This is a genomic window from Streptomyces sp. NRRL F-5122, from assembly GCF_001507435.1.
GTDB classification, from domain to species: Bacteria; Actinomycetota; Actinomycetes; order Streptomycetales; family Streptomycetaceae; genus Streptomyces; species Streptomyces lannensis.
This window is the reverse complement of the sequence record NZ_LMWH01000278.1, coordinates 221,216-244,748: the sequence shown is the minus strand read 5'-3', so window position 1 is coordinate 244,748 and position 23,533 is coordinate 221,216. Positions and strand designations below refer to the sequence as shown.

Below are 23,533 nucleotides of genomic sequence, written 5' to 3'. Positions count from 1 at the left end.
TCCTACTGTGGGCGCCGGCGTGTGTGCCACGCGGAGGTGTGTCAGTGGGTCCCGCTAAACTCGGCGACCACAAGAGGATCACAGCAGTGGGGTATCCAATTATCCACTTCTAAGGTCGTATAAGTGAATATGACCGTGATTGAGTGAGCGTTAGGATCCGGGTGTGTATCTGACGGAATGGGCGAGGGCGCAAGGTGTGCATCCGCAGACTGCGTATCGCTGGTTCCGGGAGGGCACGTTGCCGGTTCCGGCGGAGCGGGTGGGGCCGCGCACGATCCTCGTGCACGTGGAGGCCAACGCTGCACCTATAGCGGTCGCGGTGGTATCGGCCTGTGTGCCCGCGTGTCTTGTGATGACCGGAAGGCTGATCTCGAGCGGCAGGTTGCCCGGTTGGCGCAGTGGGCGGCACAGGCCGGTCATCGAGTGGTGCGGGTCGAGTCGGAGATCGGCTCCGCTATGAGCGGCGGTCGGTCGAGGGTGAAGCGTCTGCTGGCCGACCCAGACGTGACCACGGTGGTGGTGGAGCACAGGGACGGGCTTGGGCGGATGAACGTGGAGTTGGTCGGGGCCGCGCTGTCCGCGCACGGACGTCGCCTGGTCGTGCTGGATGACGGCGAGGTCGAAGACGACCTGGTGCGCGACATGCTTGAGATACTGACCTTGTTCCGTGCTCGTCTGTATGGCCGTAGGTCGGCGAGGAACCGCGCCTGTAAGGCGTTGGAGGCGGGCCGAGCATGGCTGAGCAGCGCAAGCCGCTGCGGGAAATCGGCCGGCCGTTCGTCGCTGACGGCCCGTCCGGCGTCAGCATCCGTGACCGGCTAGGGGGCCTTATGGTCCAGGACGAGAAGGTGCTGCGCGCGGTGGGCGAGCACATGGGCCGCCTTGCGTCCCGTGACCTGGCTCGCAGGTGCCGTGACGGTCTGCAGCACTCCACCGCTACCTGGGCCGAACGCAAGCGGGAGTTGACCGCGCAGTCGTCGTCCCGGTGGGCCGGATCGATCACGGCGAGGACCCATGACCAGTGGGGCCTGTCGCGCCGCGCTCAGGTAGCGCACCTGCAATCGCTCGATGCGGGTATCCGTATGCTGCGGCACCGCCTGTCCCTTCCCGTCGGGCAGAAGGGCAGCCGCGGCACACCAGGCGGATACCGGTCCCGCCACGAGTGGTTCCACAAGTCGCGGCGCCTGGCGGTCCTCGAGAGCGAGTACGAGCGCGTTCGTTGCGAGCACCGGGTCGGGAAGCTGTCCGTCGCCCGGGGCGGCCGTCGGCTGCTCAAGCAGCGTCACCACCTGGCTGCCGCCCACAAGACACAAGCCCGGTGGCGCCAGGAGTGGGAAGCTGCCCGCTGGTTCCTCACCGCTGACGGCGAGTCCGGCAAGCGGTTCGGCAACGAAACGATCCGCGTCACCCCGGGCGGCGAGATCAGCATCAAGCTGCCCGCCTCGCTCGCCCACCTGGCAAACGCCCGGCACGGCCGGTACATCCTCACCGCGAAGGTGAGCTTCCCGCACAGGGGCGACGAGTGGCGCGACCGCATCGTAGACAACCGGGCTGTCGCCTACCGCATCCATCTGGACGTGACCAAAGGCCGCTGGTACCTGGACGCGTCCTGGACTCGCAAGAACCTGCCGGTCATCCCCCTCGCCGCCCTGCGATCGGACGGCGTGATCGGTGTCGACATGAACGCCGACCACCTCGCCGCATGGCAACTCGACGAGCACGGAAACCCGGTCGGCAAACCGCGCCGCTTCGATTACGACCTCACCGGCACCGCCACCCGCCGCGACGCACAGATACGCCACGCCCTCACCCGCCTGCTGCACTGGGCCAAGGCCACGGGCGTGCAGGCCATCGCGATCGAAGACCTGGACTTCACCGACTCCAAGACCAGGGAGAAGCACGGCCGCAAGAAGCGGTTCCGGCAGCTCATCTCCGGCATCCCCACAGGCAAACTCCGCGCCCGACTGCTGTCGATGTGCGCAGAGGCCGGCATCGGTGTGATCGCCGTCGATCCCGCCTACACCAGCAGGTGGGGCGCCGAACACTGGCAAGCACCACTCACCACGACCACACGCAAGACCACTCGCCACCAGGCTGCCGCCGTGGCGATCGGACGACGCGCCCTCGGACACCCGATCCGGCGACGGACGGCACCGCCCCGCCGGCACCAGAGCGATGCCGGCGGGCATCGGACCGCCCAGGCCACATCGGGTGCCCGAGGGCGTGAGGAACACCGCCCCCGTGTACCCGGACCACGGACACGATCCGTGCGTGCTGGACACGGCAGGAACGCGGTGGACCAGAACCCCCAAGACCGTTCGGGGCGTTCGACTGAGCCTGGGCCCTGGCAACACGACCCACTCCCGCTCAGCCCGTAGGAACGGTGCATCAGTAGGCAGAAGGTCGTTAATAGGCTCGATCCAAACACTGACCACCCCATCTGACGTGCTTCTAGCCGCAAGGCCCTTGACCGGGGACGCCACCGGGTCTCAGTGTCATGAGAACTCAGTGGATTAGCGGCAAACGGGGGATTTCATGATCGAGCTCGGCGTTCTGCTCGGACTCATGGCGGCACTGGCGGTCACCCTGATCGTCAAGCTTGTGCGCCGCGGTAGCGGCACCACCCGGAACGCCGATGGGCTCCTCATCGAGCAAACGCGGCGGGTGCAGGCGTACAACGACCGCGTGTCTTACAACGCCAATACGATGCACGGCTCATCGCCGACCATGAGCGACAACTACCGCTCGTAGGAGCTGTCGGGTATCGAGAGTGCGTCGACTGGAGTGTGGTGAGCGTGGATTCCCAGTCGACAGGTGAACGCCCGCATGGGGGACCCCAGTTGACACACATGCCCCAGGTGAATGCACGTAGGAAGGTGCCGAGTGTGGACGGGGCGCGCACGCCGCCGAACAGGCGGGGTAGTCCGCCGTGGTGCAGCACGTCCAGATCGTCGATGCTGTCCGCGGCGGCCACCATCCCGCCCACGATCGACAGGGCCTTCGCGTCGGCGGCCGTCCCGGCACCGTTCTACGCGCCGGTGAGTTTCACCTTCTCGGCCGCCAGGGCGGGCCGGCCGCACCGCTCGGCCAGCCGGATCGTGGGGACAAGCCCGGTATGCGCGATCAGGTCGGGGGCGTCGAACGCGGCGAACAGCTCCGCGGACCCGTCGGAGACCGACCGTTACGCGGTGGCTCCAGGCTGAACAGCTGCCGCAGTGGGGCGATTCTTCCCATCCCGTTTGACGCTGATCGTCGCGATGACAGCTCCGTCGCCGACTGGGAGCGACATGTCAACGAGCAATGCCCCTGCCGTCGGGCAGGGCGTTGCTCGAGATGGTCTGTTTCAGGATGCCTTTTGGTCGACGGGCTTCTCGATCTTGGTGGTCACCCGTGCCCCTCGGAAGAGCACTGGGAGCCACAGGAGACATGCCAGCAGGGGGACCGCGGCGTAGGTGGCCATGCCCACACTGGAGCCCAGCCCGTCCATGAGCGCGCCGAGGACGAGATAGCCGGTGCCGATGAGCGCCGATTCCACGAATGCGATCATCGACAGCAGGCTCGCCCGGTGGCGCGACGGCACGGCCTCGTTGAAGACGTTGTCCACGATCACGGCGGTGATCTCGGGAATTCCGACCAGGGCCAGGAACGCGGCGATGGTGACCCAGACAAGGCCGAGGCCGCTCAGGCCGAGTGCCGCTGCGAGCGTCAGGAGAGACACCGGGACGATGACCCGATACCCGATGCGCCGGTCCGCGCGTTCCGACAGCAGCGGAGTGAGCCCGCCGGCGAAGAATCCCGCCGAAATGACCGCGCTGACCAATGCGGTGCCCGCTCCCTGATCGGAGAGGGTCTTCTGCGTAAAAATGATGTACGGCGTCAAAGTCGCATGCATCAATCCGGACACCACGACAAGCGTCACGAGCGCCGGCGTGGCGACCCGAAGCATCGCCCGCCACGCTGTGGCGTCGCCGTGCTCCTCCTCGGCTCCGTCCTGCTCGTCCACCGCGTCCGCGCCGCGGATCTCGGGCACCCGTGACATCAGCACCACCACGGCGAGGGCGAGGCACGTCGCCGAACCGACGTAGACGATTCCCCAGGAAATCCGCTGCAGTTGGCCGCCGAGGACGATTGCGGCTCCCGAGGTGACCGTCCCGAGCATGGTGAACCGGGACTTGATCTTGACGTAGCTGGCCGTTGCACCACGACGCACGAGCAGGTCGTACAGCAGGGCGGTGTCCGAACCGGACACACATGCCATGCCCACGCCCTGCCCGATGAACAGCGTCAGGAACACCCAGTAGTTGGAGAACGCCACCTGACCGAGCAGACATCCAGCTATCAGCATCTGGCCGATCACGATGCTGGCACGCCTGCCGATTCGGTCGGCGATGACTCCCGTCGGCAACTCCGCAAGTCCGCTGACCAGATAGAGCAGTGTCTGAAGTAGGGCCACTTGTCCGGCGGAGAAGCCTCGCTGCTGAAGGAAGAGGACGAATACGCCGCGCTGGAACAGTGTGTTGGCGAGCACGGCGTATACGTAGAACGGGCGCGTGACACTCCGTGCTGCATTGTCGACCGCAGCCGACCCCCTGAGGGCCTCCGTGGTGCCGGTCATGCTGCGGGCTCCTTGGCGACTCCGGTGATCATCAGTGTTGGGCCTCCGCCGCCGACCGTTCCAGTCCATACTTCGCGCAGGATATTGGGCCGGCCATCCGGGAACCGTTGCCCGCACCGGCGAGCTTCACCTTCTCGGACACCAGCGCGGACAGACCGCACCGCTCGGCCAGCCGGCTCGTTGGGTACCAGCCCGGCATGCGCGATCAGGTCGGGGGCGTCGAACGCGGCGAACAGCTCCGCGGGCCCGTGCGGGACTTTCACTTCCGAGGTGCCTTGCTTCGTGGGACCGGTGTGGGCGTAGGAACTCCGATAAATCCAGGTCAGCGGGCACCTCTTCCTATTTCTCCGTCCACAAGCCGTCCTTCACGCGGTGGATCGAGGCTGATCCATCACACAAGATCATTCGGACCGCAGTCGAGTTGCACGCCCTCGCCCGTACCAAAGATCCTCGCAAGCGGTGCCGGGCTCAGGCCCAGTCTGTGCCGGCACGAGGCGATGTTGCTCAGTGCCCAGGCCCTGACGGCATTCCTGTTTTGCGCCATAGTAATCAGCTCCCGCGTGGTCTTCTGCGCATCCTCCATCCAGGGGGCGATGGGCTCCTCGTCGAGAACCGCGGCGAACCGCTGCCGCGCCAATGCAACGTCACCAACAAGCGCAGCCGTGACCCCGGCATGCCATGGTTCCCAGAACCACCCGCGTCTGACTGGCTGAGCGGCCAAGTGGCTTGCCGCTGCTTCGAGGTCAGGGAATCGGTCTCGTAGCTGTTGCACGTGGATTTGCGCACGGAATGCGAGCTCTTCGGCCACCGGCGAAAACTGCTCATCACTGCGATAACCTTCGTTTCCACTCAGCCGCTCACTGACGTTGAACGCGAAGTGATCAAGGTCCTGCCAGAGCCACATCACTCCGACGTGCAGGCCACTGCCCTGGCTCCACGTGGGTGAAGGGAACTCGACGAGCCCCAACCACCAGCCGTGATCGTCCAGCCAAAGGCGAGATCGACCGCGCTGACGCAGACCGAGGGGACGGAGATGAGCCCTGGCGGCGGCAGCCACCAGTCGCGACGCGGGAGAAGTAGGAGCCATGACGGCATTCTTCTCCAGCCACCATCGCAGCTTGCGTGCACATGATCCCCGCTGTGACGACGAGCCCTTGGTCCGCCTGGACGAACTGCCAGTCCTCCAGGACATCGAGAGGGCTGCCGGGCAGTGCTTCCGAGACATCGGCATGCCGGAGACAGCCGAGGACGAACCGCAACCGCTCGGTGAGCTCACCCTCTATCACCACACCGGGCCGGCCTGCGGCGCGGCCGACGGAGTCGACGAGCCGGTCGCCTACCTGATCGTCGACCGCGTCGACGGCAACCTCCACGTCGAGCAGGTGTCGGTGCACCCGGACAGTGCGCGTCACGGACTCGGCTGTCCGCTGCTGGACCATCTGGCCGGCCACGCCGCGAGCGTGGCTGTACCCGCCCCGACCCTCACCACGTTCGCCCGGGCCCCATCGAATGCCGCGTGGCGCAGTCACGACATGCAAAACACGCGGCTCGACGGGACATAGGTTCACCGGCGTGCGTAGGCGGCGCGGGGTGGGGACGCCGAAGCGTCCAGGCAAACCTGTACAGAGGTGAGCCTGCTCCTCGGGGAGGTGGGGGAGTGCGGTGTATCGGCCATGGCGGGCCGGGGCTCGCACTGGGCCCAGTGCCTGCGACGGTGCCCTCGGCGACCGGCTGAGGATCCCCGATATCGACGCGTCGCCCGTGCACAGCCCCGATCCACTTCGCCTTGACCGGGGTTGTTAGCCTTGGCTGTGATCGATTTTCCCGTGTCCGGCCCGAGTTCGTGATGAGCGACGCCGTCTCGTTCCCGCTGGGGGCCGCAACCACCCTCGCGGAACTCGCCGACGACCCGCACCCCCGGCTGGCTCTGCTCCGCGCGCATGAGCCCGTGTCCTGGCTGCCCGAGCTGGGCGGCTGGTTGGTGACCCGTCGAGACCTGGCCTTGAGCGTGATGCGGGACGCCGAGACGTTCACCGTGGACGATCCCCGCTTCTCCACCGCACAGGTCGTCGGGCCGAGCATGCTGTCTCTGGACGGCGACCCGCACTCCCGCCACCGGGAGGCCTTCACCGCCCCCTTCCGTCCCCGAGAGGTGTACGACGGTTTCGCCTCGTTCGTCGAGGAAGAGACGGATCGGCTCGTCACCGCGCTGGAACCGGCGGGCGCAGGCGAACTGCGACGGGCTTTCGCCGGTCCGCTCGCGGTCGCCGTTGTCACTCATGCGCTCGGTCTCGTCGACACCCCGGCGGCCACGGTGCTCTCCTGGTACGACGCCATCGTGAAGTCGGTCTCCGACATCACCGCCGGACATGAGGCCAGACCCGCCGGTACCGCGGCGTATCGGCAACTTCGGGCGGCTGTGGAAGCCACCGTCGCCGAGCAGGACCCCTCCTCGCTCCTCGTCTCCGCCGCCGGACAGCTGGCGCTGCCCGAAGTCGCTTCCAATGCCGCGGTTCTGATGTTCGGAGGCATAGAGACCACCGAAGGGATGATCACCAACGCACTGCTGCAGTTGCTGCAGCACCCCGACCAACTCGACCTGGTCCGAGAGGACCCCCGTCTGTTGGACGCCGCGATCGAGGAGTCTCTGCGCCTCGAACCCGGTGCTGCTGTCGTGGACCGCTATGCAACCCGTGACACCGTCCTCGACCAGACCACGATCCGCCGCGGTGACTTGGTCAGCGTCTCCCTGACGGGCGCCAACCGTGACCCGGACGTCTTCCCCGGCCCCGATCGTTTTGATGTCCGCAGGAAGAACACGCGGCTCCAGGTGGCCTTCGCGCACGGCCCGCACTACTGCCTGGCGGCGCATCTCGCCCGCCTGGAGACCCGCATCGCCCTCCAGCGTCTGCTCCAGCGCCTTCCCGGGTTGCGTCTCGACCGGGACCGTCCCACCGCTCCGCACGGTCTGGTCTTCCGCAAGGTCCCCGCTCTGCACGTGCTGTGGGACAAGTCTGTGTGATCGCGCTGCCGTCAGGTGGCGAGATTTCCGACGACTTGACGGGTGCCGCCGACGGCCAGAGCAGGTGAGATGACCGGACCCGGCTTCGTTGTCAGCTGGTTGCTCGCGCTCACCGAGCGACCAGCGGACAGCAGACGACAAGCAATCAGCCGGGTGCCGGGAAGCTCCGTGCTGGAATGCCCCGCTGCCTCACACTCGGCCGGCCGTCGCCGACTTCCCCCCACGTCGTCAGAAGCGTTGCGCGCCTTCACTCGTGAAGAAGCCGGATATGAACGATCAAATTCTGAGGTCGGGTCGGAAGCGGGCGGAACTGCACCGGATGTCCTTGTAGGGGCGCGGGCAGGTCTGTTGGAGTGGGTGGATTCCGTGCGCAGGGGTTGACGGGATGCTCTGCCAAGGCCATCTTGAACGATCAAATCGGAGTTACGGTCGTCGACGAGATGCCGCCGAGGAGCCGACTTGTGGCGTGCTCGACGACCAGCCGGTGAAAGGCGAGGAGGCCACGGTGAGTTCGTTGCGGATGGTGTTCGGCGTGGGACAGACACCCCCGGGCCCCGGGGGAGCGAGGCAGCGGCGGCGGGCGGCCGCGGCGATCGCCGCGATGGTGTGCGCGTCGCTGCTCGCCGGATGCGGTGACTCGGGCTCGGGCGGCTCCAAGGGCGGCCCGAAGAAGTCCAACGACCGCGGTCCGATCACCCTGGCCACCGGCAAGGACACGACCGGCACCCTGCAAGGGCAGTTGGACCGCTGGAACAAGCAGCACCCCAGCGAGAAGGTCACCCTCGTCGAACTGCCGGAGAGCGCGGACCAACAGCGTCAGCAGTTCATCCAGAACGCCCAGACCAAGTCGGACGCCTACACCGTGCTCAACCTCGACCCGATCTGGGTCGCCGAGTTCGCCGCCAACCAGTGGATCGACGAGCTGCCGGCCAAGGAGTTCCCGCTCGACAAGATGATCCCGGCCGTCGTGAAGACCGGTGACTACTTCGGCAAGCAGTACGCGATACCGTTCAACACCAACGCCGGGCTGCTCTTCTACCGCAAGGACCTGCTCGACAAGATCGGGGCCGAACCGCCCGCGACCTGGGCCGAGATGAAGCAGGACTGCGCCAAGGTGCAACAGCTGCCCGAGGGCAAGGGCATCGATTGCTACGCGGGCCAGTTCGACAAGTACGAGGGCCTCACCGTCAACTTCTCCGAGGCCGTGGCCTCCGCGGGCGGCAGCGTCGTCGACGCGAAGGGCAAGGCGACGGTCGACACCGACGCCGCCAAGAAGGGCCTGCAGTTCCTGGTGGACGGCTTCAAGGACGGCACCATCCCGAAGCAGGCCGCCACCTACGAGGAAGAGGACGGCCGACGCGCCTTCCAGGCGGGCAAGCTGCTCTTCCACCGGCAGTGGCCGTACCAGTGGACGCTGGCCAACGCCAAGGACGGCTCCAGCAAGGTGGCCGGAAAGTTCGCCGTCGCCCCGCTGCCCGGGCTGTCCGGGCCCGGAAGGTCAAGCCTCGGCGGACTCGATCTCGCCATCAGCAAGTTCGCCAAGAACAAGGCGACTGCCCTCGACTTCATCAAGTTCTTCTCCGACGAGGAGAACGCCCGGACCAATCTCAAGGTCACCTCGGCGGCCCCGCCGTACACCGACCTCTACGACGACCCCGCGCTGCGCAAGCAGTTCCCGTACCTCGACACGCTGAAGCAGTCGCTGGCCACCGCGACACCCCGGCCGGTCGTGGTGCACTACGGCGACGCCACCGCCGCCATCCAGGAGAGCGCCGCGGCCGCCCTGAACGGCTCGAAGTCCGTCGACGACGCACTCGCCGACATGCAGAAGAACCTCTCCGCGGCGATCTCCGAGAAGTAGGCGGGTCCCGCTCGTGTCCGTCATCGCCCCGACGCCGGGGCGCACAGCCCCGGCGTCCCGGCCCCCGCGCACCTCGCGCCGGGCCGGGACCGGCCGCCTGGCCGCTGCCCTGCTCTCGCCCACGCTCCTGGTCCTCGCCCTGGTCATCGGCTATCCGGTGGTGGCAGCCGTGCGGCTGTCGTTCCAGGTGTCCACCGAAGGCATCGATCCGCACACCGGCTTCGTGGCGAACACCAGTCACTACGGAACCGGTAACTACGCGACCGTGTTCACGGACGACCGCCTCCTGCGGCCCTGGTGGAACACCACGTCGTTCGCCCTGGCATCGGTCACCCTCGAAGTCCTCATCGGCGTCTCCATGGCCCTCGTGATGCACCGTGCCTTCCGGGGCCGGGCACTGGTCCGCGCGGCCGTGCTGGTGCCCTGGGCCATTCCCACCGCGATATCCGGCATGCTCTGGAAATGGATCTTCAACAGTCAGGGAGTCGCCAACGACCTCCTCGGCACCCAGATCCTGTGGAGCAGCGAGGGGTTCCACGCCTGGCTCTCCGTGGTCGTCGCCGACACCTGGAAGACCGCGCCGTTCATCGGCCTGCTCGTACTCGCCGGGCTGCAGATCATCCCCGGCGAGTTGTACGAGGCGGCCCGTGTCGACGGCGCGTCCGCGTGGCGTGTCTTCTGGCGGATCACCCTGCCCCTGGTCCGCCCGGCCCTCGTGGTCGCCGTCCTGTTCCGGCTGTTGGACGTATTGCGCATGTTCGACCTGCCGTATGTCCTGGTGGGGCCGCGCAAGCACTCGGTCGAGACGCTGTCGATGATCGCTTTCAACGAGATGACCAATCTGCGCTTCGGCTCGGCTGCCGCGTACGCGTCCGTCCTGTTCGTCTACATCGCCGTTGTCGCCCTCGCGTTCGTCAAGCTGTTCGGCGCCGATCTGCTCGGCCGGGGCACCAGGAGTGAGTCATGAGCACGCTGTCCTTCACACGACGTCGGCGGCGCGGTGTGGGCGGAGCCGCGCGGGGCGTGGCCTGGGCCGGGCGCCTGGGCATCGCCGCGATCGTCGCGTACTGCCTCGCACCGTTCTACTGGATGGTGGTGTCCAGCCTGCGCAGGCCTGCCGACCAGTTCTCCAACGCCCCGCTGCCCGCCCCTGCGTCCTTCGACAACTACACGGCCGCCTTCGACCCGCACAACGGCTTCGGCCGGGCGCTCGTCAACAGCCTCGTCGTCGCAGGAGTCACCACCGGAGCCACCCTGGTCGTCGGCATCTTCGCCGGATACGCCCTGGCGCGGCTGCAGTTCCGCGGCAAGACGCTGATCCTGACGCTGATCATCGCAGCGTCGATGTTCCCGCCGATCATCCTGGTCGTCCCGCTGCTTCGACTCTTCACGGACGTCGGATGGATCAACACCTATCAGGCGATGATCGTCCCGAGCATGAGCTTCGCCCTGCCGCTGGCGGTGTGGAACCTCACCGCGTTCTTCCGCCAGATGCCGGCCGAACTGGAGAAGGCCGCCCAGGTCGACGGCTGCACACCGGCGCAGGCCTTTCGCAAGGTCGTGCTCCCGCTGGCCGCGCCGGGAGTCTTCACCACGGCGATCCTCGTCTTCATCAGCGCCTGGAACGAATTCCTCATCGCGGTCAGCGTGGTGAACGACCGTCACATGATGACCGCCAACGTGATCGTGTCCCTCTTCACCGGACAGTACAAGTACGACCAGCCCTTCGGCACGCAGATGGCGGCGGGCGTGGTGGTCACGCTGCCCCTCGTTGCGGCCGTGCTGTTCTTCCAGCGGCGGATCGTCGACGGTCTGACGGCAGGAGGTCTGAAGTAGTTGAGCGCTCCGACCAGCGGCAGCCCTTTTTCGGCCGTCGACGCGTGGGTGCTGGCCACGGACGATCCTGCTTCGCCCGTCGGCTATCACCCCGCCTTCACCGGTAACGGCCGTTTTGCGGCACGGGTCCCGGCGGCGGGCAACGGCTTCGCCGACGCCCCCGTACGGACCCAGTTCCACGTAGCGGGTCTTTACACCGGCCGCGAAGGCACATGGTCCCGTAAGGCGTCACTGCCGGCGTGGTCCACGCTCGATGTGAGCGACGGCAGTGGTTCGTTCAATGCCGCGTTCGTCGACCCGCCCGGGGCGCAGACATCCGTCGTCGAGAGCGAACCGCTGATCGGGGGCGACTGGGCCCCGGTGAGCAGCCCGCGCGCCGGGTCGGCCCGCGGCATCGAACGGTACCGGCAGAGCCTCGATCTGCGCACCGGGGCGATCACCACCGAAGCCCGCTGGAACTCGCCTGCGGGCCGGATGACCGACGTGCGCTACGAGGTGTTCACCGACCGGTCAAGGCCGCACGTGGCCGTTGTCAGCGTGACGGTCACGCCGCACTGGGAGGGCGAACTCGTCATCACCGACGCGCTGGACGAGCGCGCCGGATCGCGCATCCGGACCGTGGAGCGGGGCGGCGACCAAGGGCGGATCTGGACGCTCGTGGAAGCCGAGGGCAGCGGCATCACGGCCGCGCTCGTCTCCGTTGTGCGGGGGCCGGAAGGCGGTGCCGGATCCGCCCACGACGAGCCGGTCCCCGCGCCGGACGGAGGCGCGGCGCAGACGCTCCGCGTCCCCACGTCCCTCGGACGCCCCCTGACATTCACCAAGTACGTGGCCGTGGTGACCTCCCACACAGCGGCCGAGCCGCTGAGCACAGCCCGATTCCATGCCGAAGAGGCCGCCCGCGAGGGCTACGGGCGCCTGGCGGAGGACAACCGGCGTGCCTGGCAACGGGAATGGGAGGCAGACATCGTCGTACGCGGCGATGCTTTGCTGCAACGCCGCGTACGGGCTTCGAAGTTCTACCTCCTCACCAGCGTGCACGAGGACTCTCCCTGGTCGCCGTCGCCCGCCGGGCTGTCCAGTGACGGCTACAACGGCCACGTCTTCTGGGACACCGAGACCTGGATCTGGCCCGCGCTGCTCGCTCAGCATCCGCACATCGCACGCAGCGTTCTCGACTACCGCCTCGCGCGCCTCGACGCGGCCCGCGCCGCCGCGAGCGAGGGAGGCCACCGGGGGGCCCGCTTCCCCTGGGAGAGCGGCCTCACCGGTGAGGAGGACACCCCCGACTGGGCGCCCTTCGGACGCCTCGAACAGCACATCAGCGCCGATGTGGCCCTGGCCTTCTGGCAGTACTGGCTCGCCACCGGCGACAGGCGTTGGCTGCGTTCCGCGGGGCTGCCGGTGCTGAGCGCGATCGCCGACTTCTGGACGAGCCGTGTCACCCCCGATGCCGAGGGCCACTGCCACATCAACGGCGTGATCCCGCCGGACGAGTACGCGGTGGGACCGCACGACGACTCCGTCTACACCAACGTCGCCGCCCGGGAATCCCTGCGCTTCGCTGCCGGTGCGGCAGAGGCCCTCGGCGAGATCGCCGATCCGCGGTGGGCCGCGGTCGCGAACCGCATCGTCGTTCCGTTCGACGAAGTGCGCGGGATTCACCCGGAGTTCGACGGATACGCGGGACGGACGATCAAGCAGGCCGACGTGGTGATGCTCGCCTATCCGTGGGAGAACCCGCAGCCCTCGCAGGTCACACGTGCCGACCTGGAGTACTACGCAGCCCGCACCCACGAGGACGGGCCGTCGATGACGGACTCGGTGCACTCCATCGTGCACGCCGAACTCGGCGACGCCGAGCAAGCCTTCGACTACACCCGGCGCAGCGTCGAACCGTTCGTGAGACCGCCCTTCGAGCAGTTCGCCGAAGCCCGCACGGGAGGTGCCTTCACCTTCCTGACCGGCCACGGGGGCTTCCTGCAGGAGTTCCTGTACGGCTATTCGGGGTTGCGCCGGCGTGCGGACCGGATCGCCCTCGCGCCGATCCTGCCCGCCGAGCTGGAAGGCATCACCCTGCAACGGCTGCGCTGGCGGGACCGTGTCTTCGACGTGGACATCCGGCCCGACGGCACTACGGTGCGGCTGCGCACGGGCGAACCGCTCCCGGTGCAAACGGCGGGCACGTTGCGGCATGTACCGACCGGGGGAGAGCTCACGATCTCCCCGCGGACGCCCTCACGACACATGTGAGGATGCCGCGGCAGGTGCCGGTTCGTCACGGATGCAGAGGGTGCGCGTCCAGCTCGAACAAGGGTGAATCCTTGTGCGGTGTCGAGCTCGCGCGGACCACCAATTCCGGTGTCAGGACCAGGTGCAAGGGCTCCGTGGGTGGCTCACCGTCCGCACCCGAAGTCCGGCCGGTGAGCCGCAGCATCTCCGCCATGACCAGCCGGCCCACCTCCTCGATCGGCTGACGAACGCTGGTCAGCCCGAGCGCCGTGGCCGCGGGGGAATCGTCGAAGCCCACCACGGCGACGTCCCGACCGGGGATCAGCCCGTGGTCGCGCACCGCGTGAAGGGCCCCCACCGCAAGGGTGTCGGTCGCCGCGACGACCGCGGTCGGCGGGCCGGGTCGGTCAAGCAGCTCGGCCATCAGCCGGGTGCCGCTCGACGTCGTGTCTGCACCCCGCACATCGAGGCGGTGGCTCCCCGCGAGCAGACCGTGCCGGTCCATGGCCGTGAGCCAGCCACGTGCCCGGGCATCGCCGACACTGGACCCCTCGGGCCAGCCCAGGAAGCCGATGCGCCGATGCCCTGCGGCGACCAGATGGTCGATGGCGGCGGCGGCGCCCGCCGCGTTGTCGACGTCGGCCCAGCTGTACTGCTCCGTGCTGGTGGCCGTACGACCGAATGCCGTGAACGGCACACCGGCCGCGGTGAGCCGGCTCACCCGCGCGTCGTCCGGCGTGATGTCGTAGAGCACCACGCCGCTCACGGCGCCCGCGCGCCACAGAGTCGTGCACCGCTCGGTCTCCGCGTCGGCATCCGCGGCGGTGAAGAGCAGCACATGATGGTCGCATTGCTGTCCGGCCTCGGCGAGCGCGTGCAGGAACCGGTCCTGGATGGCCGCCACCGTCTCCGCATGCACGGGCAGGATGCGACAGCCGATCATGCGGGGCGAACTCGCCCGCAGGGAGCGCGCCATGTGGTTGGGGTGGTAGCCGAGTTCGGCGATGACCCGGGAGACCCGCTCCCGTGTCTCCGCGCGTACCCGGTCCGGTGCGTTGAGTACGTTGGAGACCGTCTGCCGAGACACGCCCGCCGCCTCGGCGACGTCCGAAATCGTCACGGACTGCGCAGACGCCGGACGTGCGTCGCGGAAACCGGCTGTCACGTTGTCTCCCTCACCCACGCTGGAACCCTCATTTTTATCGTTCATACGGAAGCTGTCGAGGCCAGACGGGCAGACCACAGCCGTGCGGCCCAAGACGGCCGAATGTGACCCAGGGCGTCCTACTGGCGTTCATCGCCTCCGTGAAGTATCCGGACCGCTTCCGCCGGCCCAGGGTCGAGCTGTCAGCCGCCGGCCGGGGTCGGTTCGACGGCGCGATCGAGGCGGGGCGCCCCGCGTTCGACTGCGACGACGCCTGTGCTGGCCATGAGGTGTCCCGTAGCGGATACGTCAAGGCATGTAAAAACGCGCCTGGCTTGGGGCAACCATACGGTCGGAAGCCGAACGCGACGGACGCGTTGTACGCGAAACCTGTGCCGAGATCAGCGTCGTGGAGTCCGCAGCGTCGTAACCGGACTGATTTCGGCTTCAGTTGTTGACGGCGAACATGGATAGGGCTACAACCCCAGAGAGCGCTCTCATGTCTGCTGTTGCTCCATCCCCCACGCACGCCGAACCGGCTTGAGGAGACTCCGCATGCAGAGTTCCGCCAGCGCATTCACCCGCAGACCACCAGCCGGCGCCGCACGCTCACGCGCGGTACTCGGCCTGGTCGTCGCCCTGATCGCCGCCTTCCTCGCAGTCCTCGCACCGTCACCGGCACGCGCCGCCGACCAGTTGCTGTCCCAGGGCAAGCCTGCCACCGCCTCCTCGACCGAGAACGGAACCTTCCCCGCAAGCGCGGCGGTCGACGGCAACATCGGCACCCGTTGGTCCTCGGCCTTCTCCGACCCGCAGTGGCTACGGGTCGACCTCGGGTCCGTCCAGCAGCTCAGCCGCGTCACTCTGAACTGGGAGGCCGCCTACGCGACGGCCTTCCAGATCCAGACCTCCACCGACGCCAACAACTGGACCACCGTCCACTCCACCACCACCGCCACCGGCGGAACCCAGAACATCGCCGTCACCGGCAGCGGCCGTTACGTCCGCATCTACGGCACCGCGCGGGGCACCCCCTACGGCTACTCCCTGTGGGAGTTCCAGGTCTACGGCCCCGGTGGCACCACCACCCCGCCGGACGACTTCTGGGGCAGTACCAGCGACATACCTCCGGCGAGCAACGCCGTCGAGGTGAAGATCCTCAACCGGACCAACGGCAAATACCCCGACAGCCAGGTGTACTGGAGCTTCAACGGCCAGGTGCACTCCATCGCCGAGCAGCCCTATCTCGACATGCCGGCCAACTCCGCCGGCCGCATGTACTTCTATCTCGGATCACCCAACGGCCCGTACTACGACTTCATCGAGTTCACGGTCGGCAACAACGTCTTCAACGGCAACACCACCCGGGTCGACGCCTTCGGCCTGAAGCTGGCCATGCGCCTGCACACCAAGGACGGTTACGACGTCGAGGTCGGCGAGAACCGGCAGACCTTCGCCGAGGACCGCGCCACCACCTTCCAGCGCTTCACCGACGCAGTTCCGGCCCCCTTCAAGGTGCTGGCCCAGACCCAGGCCCCGTACCGGATCATCGCGCCCGGCAGCGACCCGAGCTTCCGCGCGGGCGGTGCCAACGCGAACTACTTCACCGCCTACGCGCAGTCAGTGGGCGTGAACGCGGCCACGTCCGACATCTTCGGCTGCGCCGCCTCACTGGCAGGCAACCCGGACATGTGCGCCGCCCTCAACCGCCACGTCGCCACCCTGCCGGCCTCCCAGCAGTCCGACCCGGCCCAGTTCTACAACGCGGCACCGGCGAACTACTACGCCAAGTTCTGGCACGACAACGCCATCAACCGCCTCGCCTACGGCTTCCCGTATGACGACGTGGCCGGCCAGTCCTCCTTCATCTCCCACGCCAACCCGCAATGGCTCCTGGTCGCCGTCGGCTGGTAGCTGCTCCGGTGGCGCGGACGCCGAACACATGCTGATTGCTTGACCAGAGGGTCCGGCCCGGTCCTACCGACCCGGCCGGACCCTCCTGGCGCCTGCGGTGTGTACGGCGGCGTAGAGCCTCTGCGATCCTCGCGGCGGAGGTGGCGATGCCGGCGGTGCAGAGCCACTCGACCGAACGCGTACGGCCTCAGTGCAGGCGGACTCCGGTAGCTGCCCGGCGGTCATGCGGGACTCGACGACCGGCGGCGGCGGTTCGGCCGGCGGCTGAGGGGAGGGGCGGTTCGGGGCTTCAGAGCCAGCCGTTTCGGCGGAAGGCCCGGTACAGCAGTCCCGCCCCGAGGGCCATCGCGGCCAGCGCGCACGGATAGCCGTAGCGCCAGTCCAGTTCTGGCATGTGGGCGAAGTTCATGCCGTAGATGCCGGCGATCAGGGTGGGGATGGCCAGGATGGCTGCCCATGCGCTGATGCGGCGCATGTCGTCGTTCTGCCGGATGCCCACCTTCGCCAGGTGGGCGTCGAGGACTGAGCCGAGCAGGTCGTCCAGGGCGCGGACTTCGGTGTCGGTGCGAGTGAGGTGGTCGGCGACGTCGCGGAAGTACGGCCCCATCTGCCGCGGCCAGTCGTCATACGGCGCGGTGAACTGCTGCACAACGGGGACCAGAGGTCCGACGGCGTCGCGGAACTCGACCACTTCCCGCTTGAGCGTGTAGATCTGCTCGGTCAGGTCCTCGCGGGCGGGTGAGAACACACACCGTTCCAGGTCGGTGAGGTCCGCACGGACCTGGGCCGCCGCCTGCATATAGGCGTCGACGATCACGTCTATGACCGTGTGCAGGACGCTCACCGGTCCGAGCCGTGCCGATTGCGGGGCGTCTTCCAGCCGGCCGGCCGCCTCCACGGTCGGATCGAGTGCGCCGTGGCGGACGGTCAGCGCGAAGGACGGGCCGAGGAAGATCATCACCTCGCCGGTTTCCACATCAGCGGTTTGCTCGACGAACCACAGCGTCTTCACGGCGACCGACAGCACGTCACCGTAGCGTTCCTGCTTCGGCCTCTGGTGCGCTTGGACGGCGTCCTCGATCGCCAGAGGATGCAGTTGCAGGTACTTGCCCAGCCGCTCCAGGTCGTCCTCGCGGGGGTCGGCCATCCGGATCCAAGCGAACTCGTCGGGCTTGAGCACCGCCAGGCGGTCGAGGCTGTCCTGGCATCCTCCGTCCTCCCTCCGGACGTCGACCTTCTCGCACTCGCCCGTCTGCTCCCGGTAGATCACACACTCCACGCCCTCTCGGGTGCTTCCACCGCCACGTTCCATGCACAGGCAGCGAGCAGCCCCACCAGCCGAACGCCATCTACACCTCGTGGGCACAAAATCTGCACATGGATCGGCTGTTGACCGAGCCCTGGGGGGAACCCGACCGATGCCACCCACCGGGAGGGAACTGGGCTGTGATAGTTGTCGCCGTGTTGCTGCTGCCCGTCCTGGGTGTGCTGCTGTACGCCATGGACCACATCGAGAACCGGTTGTCGGCCGGGCCGAGGACGCCGCGCCGCGCCCGGCGACGTCACCTGTGGCTGGTACACGACGCCGGCGCGTCCGCCGTCGAGAACAGTCCGGCTGGGCCGACCGCTCAGCACATCGATGCGGCCTGACGCTGCCGCACGGCGGTTCACCAGCCAGGTGACCCGCCCCAGCGGGGAAGTAGTTCGTAAACCGGCCCCGTCGACCTGAGCGAGACGGCGAATGACCGCCGGTACCAAGGCGCGCAGGGAGAACGACCACCCACATCTACGCACCACTGAGCCAGCGGACCGGGGTGCGCCTCAGCGGGGACGTTCATGGACCGCGGCTGCATCAACCGTGTGACGAAGTGGGTCTTCGGGGGTACTCGGCGGCCATGAAGCTGCATCTTCCAGGGCGAAAGGAGCACCCCGGCCACGACGAGGCCTCGGAACGTGAGGTCCCGCCGCCCGAGGAGGTGGGCCCCGGGCCCGCGGTCGAGCTGCGCGCACCGGATACGCCGACGCAGTGGCCGAAGAAGGCATGGGGGGCGGTGCTGAAGGGCGGCCTGCGGGAGTTCAAGGACGACGAAATGACCGATCGGGCCGCGGCACTCACGTACTACGGACTGTTGTCGCTGTTCCCGGCTCTGCTGGTCCTGGTGTCCCTGCTCGGTCTCACCGGCAAGTCCACCACGGACTCGGCGCTGAACAACCTCGAGCAGTTCACTCCGGGCTCCGCTCGCGACATCATCACGGCGGCCGTCTCGCAGTTGCAGAACAACGCCGGGATCGGGTCGATCATGGCGGTGGTCGGTGTCGTCCTGGCGGTGTGGTCGGCCTCGGGGTATGTGGCCGTATTCATCCGCGCTGCCAACCGGGTGTACGACATGCCGGAAGGCCGCCCGGTCTGGAAGATCGTCGTCTTCACCGGCGCGCCGGCCCGTCGGGCCGGCACGGCCCTTCGCCTCGTACAACAAGACCTACGGCACCATGGCCGGCGTCATCGTCTTCCTGATCTGGCTGTGGATGAGCAACCCGGCGGTCCTTCTCGGCCTGGAGTTCGACGCCGAGACCGTACGGCAGCGGGCGATCGCCGGCGGTCTGCCGGCGGACAAGGAGCCCTACACCGAGCCGCGCGACACACAGAAGTGGGATGAGGAAGACCTGCGTCGACTGGACGAATCGTGACCGTCGCGCAGCAGGTGACGGACTGATCCCGACAGTCGGGCTGCTTGGCGACGGACGCAAGGCTCGGGATAACCGCAGTCCAAGCGGTTGTTGTCGGGCTGGAGGCTTGTACCTCCCAAGGGAGGGGACCTCCGCTGACGGCGGACGTGGGCGTGCCGTGCGCCACTACGTCGGTGGCGCTCCGCAAGACGATTTGTCGCGCCGGCTGCGCGCCTGCCCTGAACTTCGGCGTTCGGGGTACCCGCGCCCGGTGAATGGGTCGGAGTGCCCGGCCCGTAGAACGAGATGGACGGGAGGTGACCGCCGTGTCGAGCACGCAGCCGCAGTCGCCCGGGACCGACCACAGCCCGCGTACCTCCGGCCAGGAGCCGGTGAGCGAGTTGGTGCAGAGGGCGTCGCAGCAGCTGGCGGAACTGGTGCGCGGTGAAATGCGCCTGGCGCAGGCGGAGATGAAGGAGAAGGCCAAGCGCTTCGGCAAGGGGGGTGGCCTGTTCGGCGGAGCCGGATTGGTCGGCTTCCTTACGCTGCAAGCGCTGGTGGCGACTGTGATCGCCGCGCTGGCGCTCCTGTTGCCGGTGTGGGCCGCGGCTCTGATCGTCACTGCAGTGCTGGGTGTGATCACCGCGGTGATGGCCAGGAGCGGGAAGAAGCGGGTTGCCCAGGCCTCACCGCCTGCACCGGCGCAGACGGTTGAGAACGTGAAGGCCGATGTGGCCGAGATCAAGGAGAGCGTGCACCGATGACCCAACCGCCCCACGACAAGCCCACCGCCGCCGGCACCGAGGAGCTGCGCCAGCAGGTCGAGCAGACCCGCGAGGAGCTCGGCCTGACGGTCGAGGCCCTCGCGGCCAGGACCGATGTCAAGGCACGTGCCCAGGAGAAAGCGACAGCGGTGAGGGAGCAAGTCACCGCCAGGGCAGGCGAGCTGAAGGAGCAGGCTGCGGTCAAGGCCGGGGAGCTGAAGGAAAGGGCAGCGCAGGCCGCCCAGCACCTTGAGGACAAGCTGCCCGCTCCGGTGAAGGACAGGACTGCACAGGCCGTCGGTCAGTCCCGCGCGGTGGCCACCGATCTGTGGCAGCACAAGGCCCCCGAACCGGTGCAGCAGAAGACCGCTCAGGGCGCACGGATGGCGCGGGACAACCGCAACCTGCTGCTGGCGACCGCAGGTGTGGCCCTCACGGCGTGGTTGGTCGGCCGCGGTCGCAAGGGGTGAGCCGTCTCGCGATGCCGTTGTCGTCGGCGGGGCCGCCCTGGGAGTGCGCGTCGCAGAGGCGTACGGCGACGGAGCCGAAGGGGCGCGCAGCCCCTCCGAGATCGCCTCAGTTCCCTCGCCGCCTTCGGTCGCCCCGGCCGACCGGACGAGATCGCAGAGGGTGCCGCCTGGTTCCTGAGCGACCGCGCCGGCTACGTCACCGGCATGACCCTCGGTGTCGACGGCGGCACCGCCCCCTGGCCGCACTGAGTCATCCTGTGCGGCGCCGCCACCTTGGGCCGAGGGCCCGTCGCGCGCACCAGCCGATGCACTTCATACGGCGTTGTCCAGGCCGACGAACAGCTTCTTGATGCGCCACATGTCTTCGGTGTGTCGCAGCGTGCACGTGTAGAAGCCGGTCGATATGACGGTCGGGCTCCCACCTGCGTTCGACGTCAGCATCAGGTAGGCCCACACCACTGCCGTGTCGGTGTCCGCACGGTGGAAGACCATGTTGGTGAGGTTGTGCCTTCGCTGCTCGATTTGTTCTTTCGTCGCACTCCGCACGAGGTCGAGAATCGCCGCGCGTCCTACGAAGGGGCCTTGCTCGACCTCATCGGCGATCGTGGCCGTCCAGGTGGCGTCTTCTGTCAGGATGCCCTCCAACGCCACCAGATCTCCGTGATCCAGGGCGAAGGCGTAGCGGGCCAGGGTCTGCTGGACGGCGAGCCGCTCTGCAGGGTCGAGATCCACCTCGTCCGCAGGTGTTGTCTTGAGGTGGCTGCTTCCCCAGGCGAAAGCCGCAGTTGTCGTCATGTCAAACCTCGCACGTGCTCGGTTGTCGGGTGAAGGATGTGGCGCAGTCAGCAAAAGCGGCCGCGTGGCGTGCGATGAGAGGGCGGAGCGTGCGGCGTGCGGGTCTGCGATCGGCCGCTTGACCGTCAGAACGCCGTAGGGCTGCCGCCGGCGACGGTGGTGTGGTGGCCGGTGATGGACGGGGCGCCGTCGGGCGCCAGGATTGCGACCCTCTCGGCGATTTCCGGCGGCGAGCCGAACCGAATCGACAGAACGGCCTGCTCGGTTCTTCGCTACCAGCATCGCGGTCACTGGCCCGGAGACGCGCCCCAAGGTCTCCGCGTCGGCGTCTCCGCAGCTGCAAGTGCCCCGGGACGAGTGCCGGACGCATCGATGACACGGGTCGTCCCTATGCGACCGTGAGCACGATCTTGCCTTGGATATGTCCTTGGGCGGCGCGTTCGTGCGCCGCCCGGGCGTCCGCCAGCGCAAACGTGCTGTCGATCGCGACGTGCACCGTGCCTGCGTCGAGCAGGCGTCCCAGTTCGGCAAGCTGCGCGCCGTTCGAGCGGACCTGAGTGCCCGAGACCGTGACGCCCAGCTTCGCGATCTCTTCGTCGTCGTATTCGCCGAAGAAGACGGGGAACAGGGCGCCGCCGCGCTTGAGTGTGCGCAGGAAGTGTTTGCTGTCGCGGCCACCGACGGCGTCGAGAACAAGATCGATGTTGTGTACGACTTCCTCGGGACGAACCTTGGTGTAGTCGACGAACTCGTCGGCGCCCAGCTCGTGCAGGAACGACTCGTGCGCGCCCGATGCCACCGCGATGACATGCGCGTCCTTCCACTTCGCCAGCTGCACCGCGAAGTGCCCCACGCCGCCCGCGGCGCCGTTGACGAGCACCGTCGTGTCCGCGGCGAGGGCCACCGGACGATGCTGCGACGCCTGGAACGGCGACGGGTGATCGTGTCCGAGTTCGATCAGGAACTGCCACGCCGTCAGCAGGGCCATGGGTGCCCCGGCGGCGTGTACGTGATCGATGCCGGCCGGCTTGTGTGCGAGGTCCGACGCGGGCGCGGCCACGTACTCGGCGTATGCGCTGCCGTCGAAGCTGGGAAAGCGAAGGAGACCGAAGACCTCGTCACCGACGGAGAAGCCCTCCACATCCGCGGCGACGGCGTCGACGACCCCTGACACATCCGTCCCCGGGATCACGGGCAAGTGGAAGTTCGGCCTCGTCTCCGGAGGTATGTTGGTCAGCCCGTCGCGCAGGTACCAGTCCGGGGGATTGATGCCGACCGCGTGTACGCGGACAAGTACCTCGCCCGGCCCCGGCTCGGGAATCGGCACCTCGTCGTAGCGCAGAACCTCAGGGCCGCCGTGTGCATGGATCCGGACTGCCCTCATCGTGTGTGTCGGCATCGTTTTCTCCTGCCCGCGCTGCGGGATACGCTGATCTGGACCAGCGATCCACATAAATGGACCACTGATCCGAATATATGGACCACTGATCCGGATAGTCAAGAGGGACACATGAGGGCCGACGCCAGGAAGAACCGCGACCACCTGCTCGCTGTAGCGGACACCGCCATCACCGAGCAAGGGGTGGACGTGTCACTGCGCGACATCGCGCGCCGGGCCGACGTCGGGCTTGCGACCCTGCTGCGTCACTTCCCGACACGCGAGGCACTGCTCGACGCCCTGCTCCGCACGAGCTTCGACGACCTGACGGCACAGGCGAGCGCGCTCGAGACATCGGGCTCGCCCGAGTTTGCTCTCGTTACGTGGTTGCGCGACTGCGTGGCGTGGACAACCGAGTACCGTGGCGTGACCGTGTTGATGGCAGCCGCCATCGAGGACACCGAATCCGCGCTCCACGCTTCGTGCGTCACCCTGCGCGCAGCCGGTGCGCGGCTGCTCACCCGCGCCCAGGCCGCGGGCATGGCGCGGAGCGACATCGATGGCGCCGATCTGTTTGCGCTGGTGGCCATGCTTGCTTGGCTCGGCGATCAACCCTCGCTGGCACCGCGCGCCGATCACCTCTTCGAGGTCGTCGTGAGCGCGATCCTGGCGGGCGAAGGGGGCAGCGATTCCGAGGCCGAACGCCCGCTTCGGGCCCGTAGCTGACATCGGACACGTGGACCCGGCCGCGCGCCCGCCAGGGGGCAACGCCAAGTTCGCCCTTGATCGCTTGCGGTTGCGGCAGCGGCACGGCAGACGGTGGAGGCTTCCGGAC

Annotated in this window: 19 protein-coding genes and 3 pseudogenes; 16 read left to right on the top strand and 6 right to left on the bottom strand. The window is 67.9% G+C overall.

Annotated features, from left to right (window positions below; genetic code table 11):
- Positions 1 to 163: 163 nt before the first annotated feature.
- From ADL25_RS39450 to ADL25_RS39440, 3 genes and pseudogenes are all read left to right on the top strand, one after another.
- A pseudogene (locus tag ADL25_RS39450) lies at positions 164 to 732 on the top strand (IS607 family transposase); the annotation flags it as partial.
- Between the two features lie 2 nt (positions 733 to 734).
- Positions 735 to 2,378, top strand: a complete 1,644-nt coding sequence (locus ADL25_RS39445) for an IS200/IS605 family accessory protein TnpB-related protein (RefSeq protein ID WP_059132716.1) — start codon at positions 735 to 737, stop codon at positions 2,376 to 2,378.
- 157 nt (positions 2,379 to 2,535) lie between these two features.
- Complete coding sequence (locus tag ADL25_RS39440; protein WP_059132715.1) at positions 2,536 to 2,751, top strand: hypothetical protein; 216 nt, start codon at positions 2,536 to 2,538, stop codon at positions 2,749 to 2,751.
- A gap of 592 nt (positions 2,752 to 3,343) precedes the next feature.
- Here ADL25_RS39440 and ADL25_RS39430 read toward each other — a convergent pair.
- Together ADL25_RS39430 and ADL25_RS39425 are read right to left on the bottom strand one after the other, a co-directional pair.
- On the bottom strand, positions 3,344 to 4,615 hold the full coding sequence (locus tag ADL25_RS39430) for an MFS transporter (protein WP_181922940.1): 1,272 nt from the start codon (positions 4,613 to 4,615) through the stop codon (positions 3,344 to 3,346).
- A 391-nt stretch (positions 4,616 to 5,006) separates the two neighbouring features.
- On the bottom strand, positions 5,007 to 5,702 hold the full coding sequence (locus ADL25_RS39425) for a DUF2617 family protein (protein WP_159045113.1): 696 nt from the start codon (positions 5,700 to 5,702) through the stop codon (positions 5,007 to 5,009).
- A 31-nt stretch (positions 5,703 to 5,733) separates the two neighbouring features.
- On the opposite strand from ADL25_RS39425, the gene ADL25_RS39420 reads away from it, so the two are divergent.
- The 6 genes from ADL25_RS39420 (at position 5,734) to ADL25_RS39395 (ending at position 13,587) form a co-directional block, all read left to right on the top strand.
- A complete protein-coding gene (locus ADL25_RS39420) occupies positions 5,734 to 6,177 on the top strand; it encodes a GNAT family N-acetyltransferase (protein ID WP_159045112.1) in 444 nt (147 codons plus the stop codon).
- A gap of 284 nt (positions 6,178 to 6,461) precedes the next feature.
- On the top strand, positions 6,462 to 7,637 hold the full coding sequence (locus ADL25_RS39415) for a cytochrome P450 (protein WP_059132711.1): 1,176 nt from the start codon (positions 6,462 to 6,464) through the stop codon (positions 7,635 to 7,637).
- A gap of 466 nt (positions 7,638 to 8,103) precedes the next feature.
- Complete coding sequence (locus ADL25_RS39410; protein WP_234381232.1) at positions 8,104 to 9,498, top strand: ABC transporter substrate-binding protein; 1,395 nt, start codon at positions 8,104 to 8,106, stop codon at positions 9,496 to 9,498.
- 13 nt (positions 9,499 to 9,511) lie between these two features.
- Entirely contained in the window at positions 9,512 to 10,465 is a 954-nt protein-coding gene (locus tag ADL25_RS39405; protein WP_079050892.1) for a carbohydrate ABC transporter permease, read from the top strand.
- Positions 10,462 to 11,334: a carbohydrate ABC transporter permease gene (locus ADL25_RS39400; RefSeq protein WP_079050891.1), complete on the top strand. Its 873-nt coding sequence runs from the start codon at positions 10,462 to 10,464 to the stop codon at positions 11,332 to 11,334. Before ADL25_RS39405 ends, ADL25_RS39400 begins: the two co-directional genes overlap by 4 nt.
- Positions 11,335 to 13,587: a glycosyl hydrolase family 65 protein gene (locus ADL25_RS39395; RefSeq protein WP_059132710.1), complete on the top strand. Its 2,253-nt coding sequence runs from the start codon at positions 11,335 to 11,337 to the stop codon at positions 13,585 to 13,587.
- Between the two features lie 25 nt (positions 13,588 to 13,612).
- Here ADL25_RS39395 and ADL25_RS39390 read toward each other — a convergent pair whose 3' ends face one another.
- Positions 13,613 to 14,686, bottom strand: coding sequence for a LacI family DNA-binding transcriptional regulator (locus ADL25_RS39390; RefSeq protein ID WP_234381231.1), 1,074 nt, complete (start codon positions 14,684 to 14,686; stop codon positions 13,613 to 13,615).
- Positions 14,687 to 15,265: 579 nt separating this feature from the next.
- On the opposite strand from ADL25_RS39390, the gene ADL25_RS39385 reads away from it, so the two are divergent.
- Positions 15,266 to 16,624, top strand: a complete 1,359-nt coding sequence (locus ADL25_RS39385; protein ID WP_059132708.1) for a beta-1,3-glucanase family protein — start codon at positions 15,266 to 15,268, stop codon at positions 16,622 to 16,624.
- A gap of 289 nt (positions 16,625 to 16,913) precedes the next feature.
- Here the strand turns inward: ADL25_RS39385 and ADL25_RS39380 are convergent, their stop codons facing one another.
- Complete coding sequence (locus ADL25_RS39380) at positions 16,914 to 17,903, bottom strand: magnesium and cobalt transport protein CorA (RefSeq protein WP_059132707.1); 990 nt, start codon at positions 17,901 to 17,903, stop codon at positions 16,914 to 16,916.
- A gap of 167 nt (positions 17,904 to 18,070) precedes the next feature.
- Here ADL25_RS39380 and ADL25_RS39375 point away from each other — a divergent pair, with 167 nt between their 5' ends.
- From ADL25_RS39375 to ADL25_RS47305, 5 genes and pseudogenes are all read left to right on the top strand, one after another.
- Complete coding sequence (locus ADL25_RS39375; RefSeq protein WP_147317798.1) at positions 18,071 to 18,274, top strand: hypothetical protein; 204 nt, start codon at positions 18,071 to 18,073, stop codon at positions 18,272 to 18,274.
- Positions 18,275 to 18,519: 245 nt separating this feature from the next.
- Positions 18,520 to 19,312: pseudogene (locus ADL25_RS39370) on the top strand (YihY/virulence factor BrkB family protein).
- A gap of 371 nt (positions 19,313 to 19,683) precedes the next feature.
- Positions 19,684 to 20,055: a phage holin family protein gene (locus tag ADL25_RS39365; protein WP_059132759.1), complete on the top strand. Its 372-nt coding sequence runs from the start codon at positions 19,684 to 19,686 to the stop codon at positions 20,053 to 20,055.
- A complete protein-coding gene (locus tag ADL25_RS39360) occupies positions 20,052 to 20,525 on the top strand; it encodes a DUF3618 domain-containing protein (RefSeq protein ID WP_059132705.1) in 474 nt (157 codons plus the stop codon). Before ADL25_RS39365 ends, ADL25_RS39360 begins: the two co-directional genes overlap by 4 nt.
- Positions 20,526 to 20,615: 90 nt before the next feature.
- Positions 20,616 to 20,774: pseudogene (locus ADL25_RS47305) on the top strand (SDR family oxidoreductase); the annotation flags it as partial.
- Between the two features lie 63 nt (positions 20,775 to 20,837).
- Here the strand turns inward: ADL25_RS47305 and ADL25_RS39355 are convergent.
- Positions 20,838 to 21,320 carry a nuclear transport factor 2 family protein gene (locus ADL25_RS39355; RefSeq protein WP_059132704.1) on the bottom strand — a complete coding sequence of 161 codons (483 nt, stop codon included), beginning with the start codon at positions 21,318 to 21,320 and terminating at the stop codon, positions 20,838 to 20,840.
- Positions 21,321 to 21,708: 388 nt separating this feature from the next.
- Positions 21,709 to 22,719 carry an NADP-dependent oxidoreductase gene (locus ADL25_RS39350; RefSeq protein ID WP_199839290.1) on the bottom strand — a complete coding sequence of 337 codons (1,011 nt, stop codon included), beginning with the start codon at positions 22,717 to 22,719 and terminating at the stop codon, positions 21,709 to 21,711.
- 111 nt (positions 22,720 to 22,830) lie between these two features.
- Between ADL25_RS39350 and ADL25_RS39345 the strand changes: the two genes are divergently transcribed.
- A complete protein-coding gene (locus ADL25_RS39345) occupies positions 22,831 to 23,424 on the top strand; it encodes a TetR/AcrR family transcriptional regulator (protein ID WP_059132703.1) in 594 nt (197 codons plus the stop codon).
- The last annotated feature ends 109 nt before the right edge of the window (positions 23,425 to 23,533 follow it).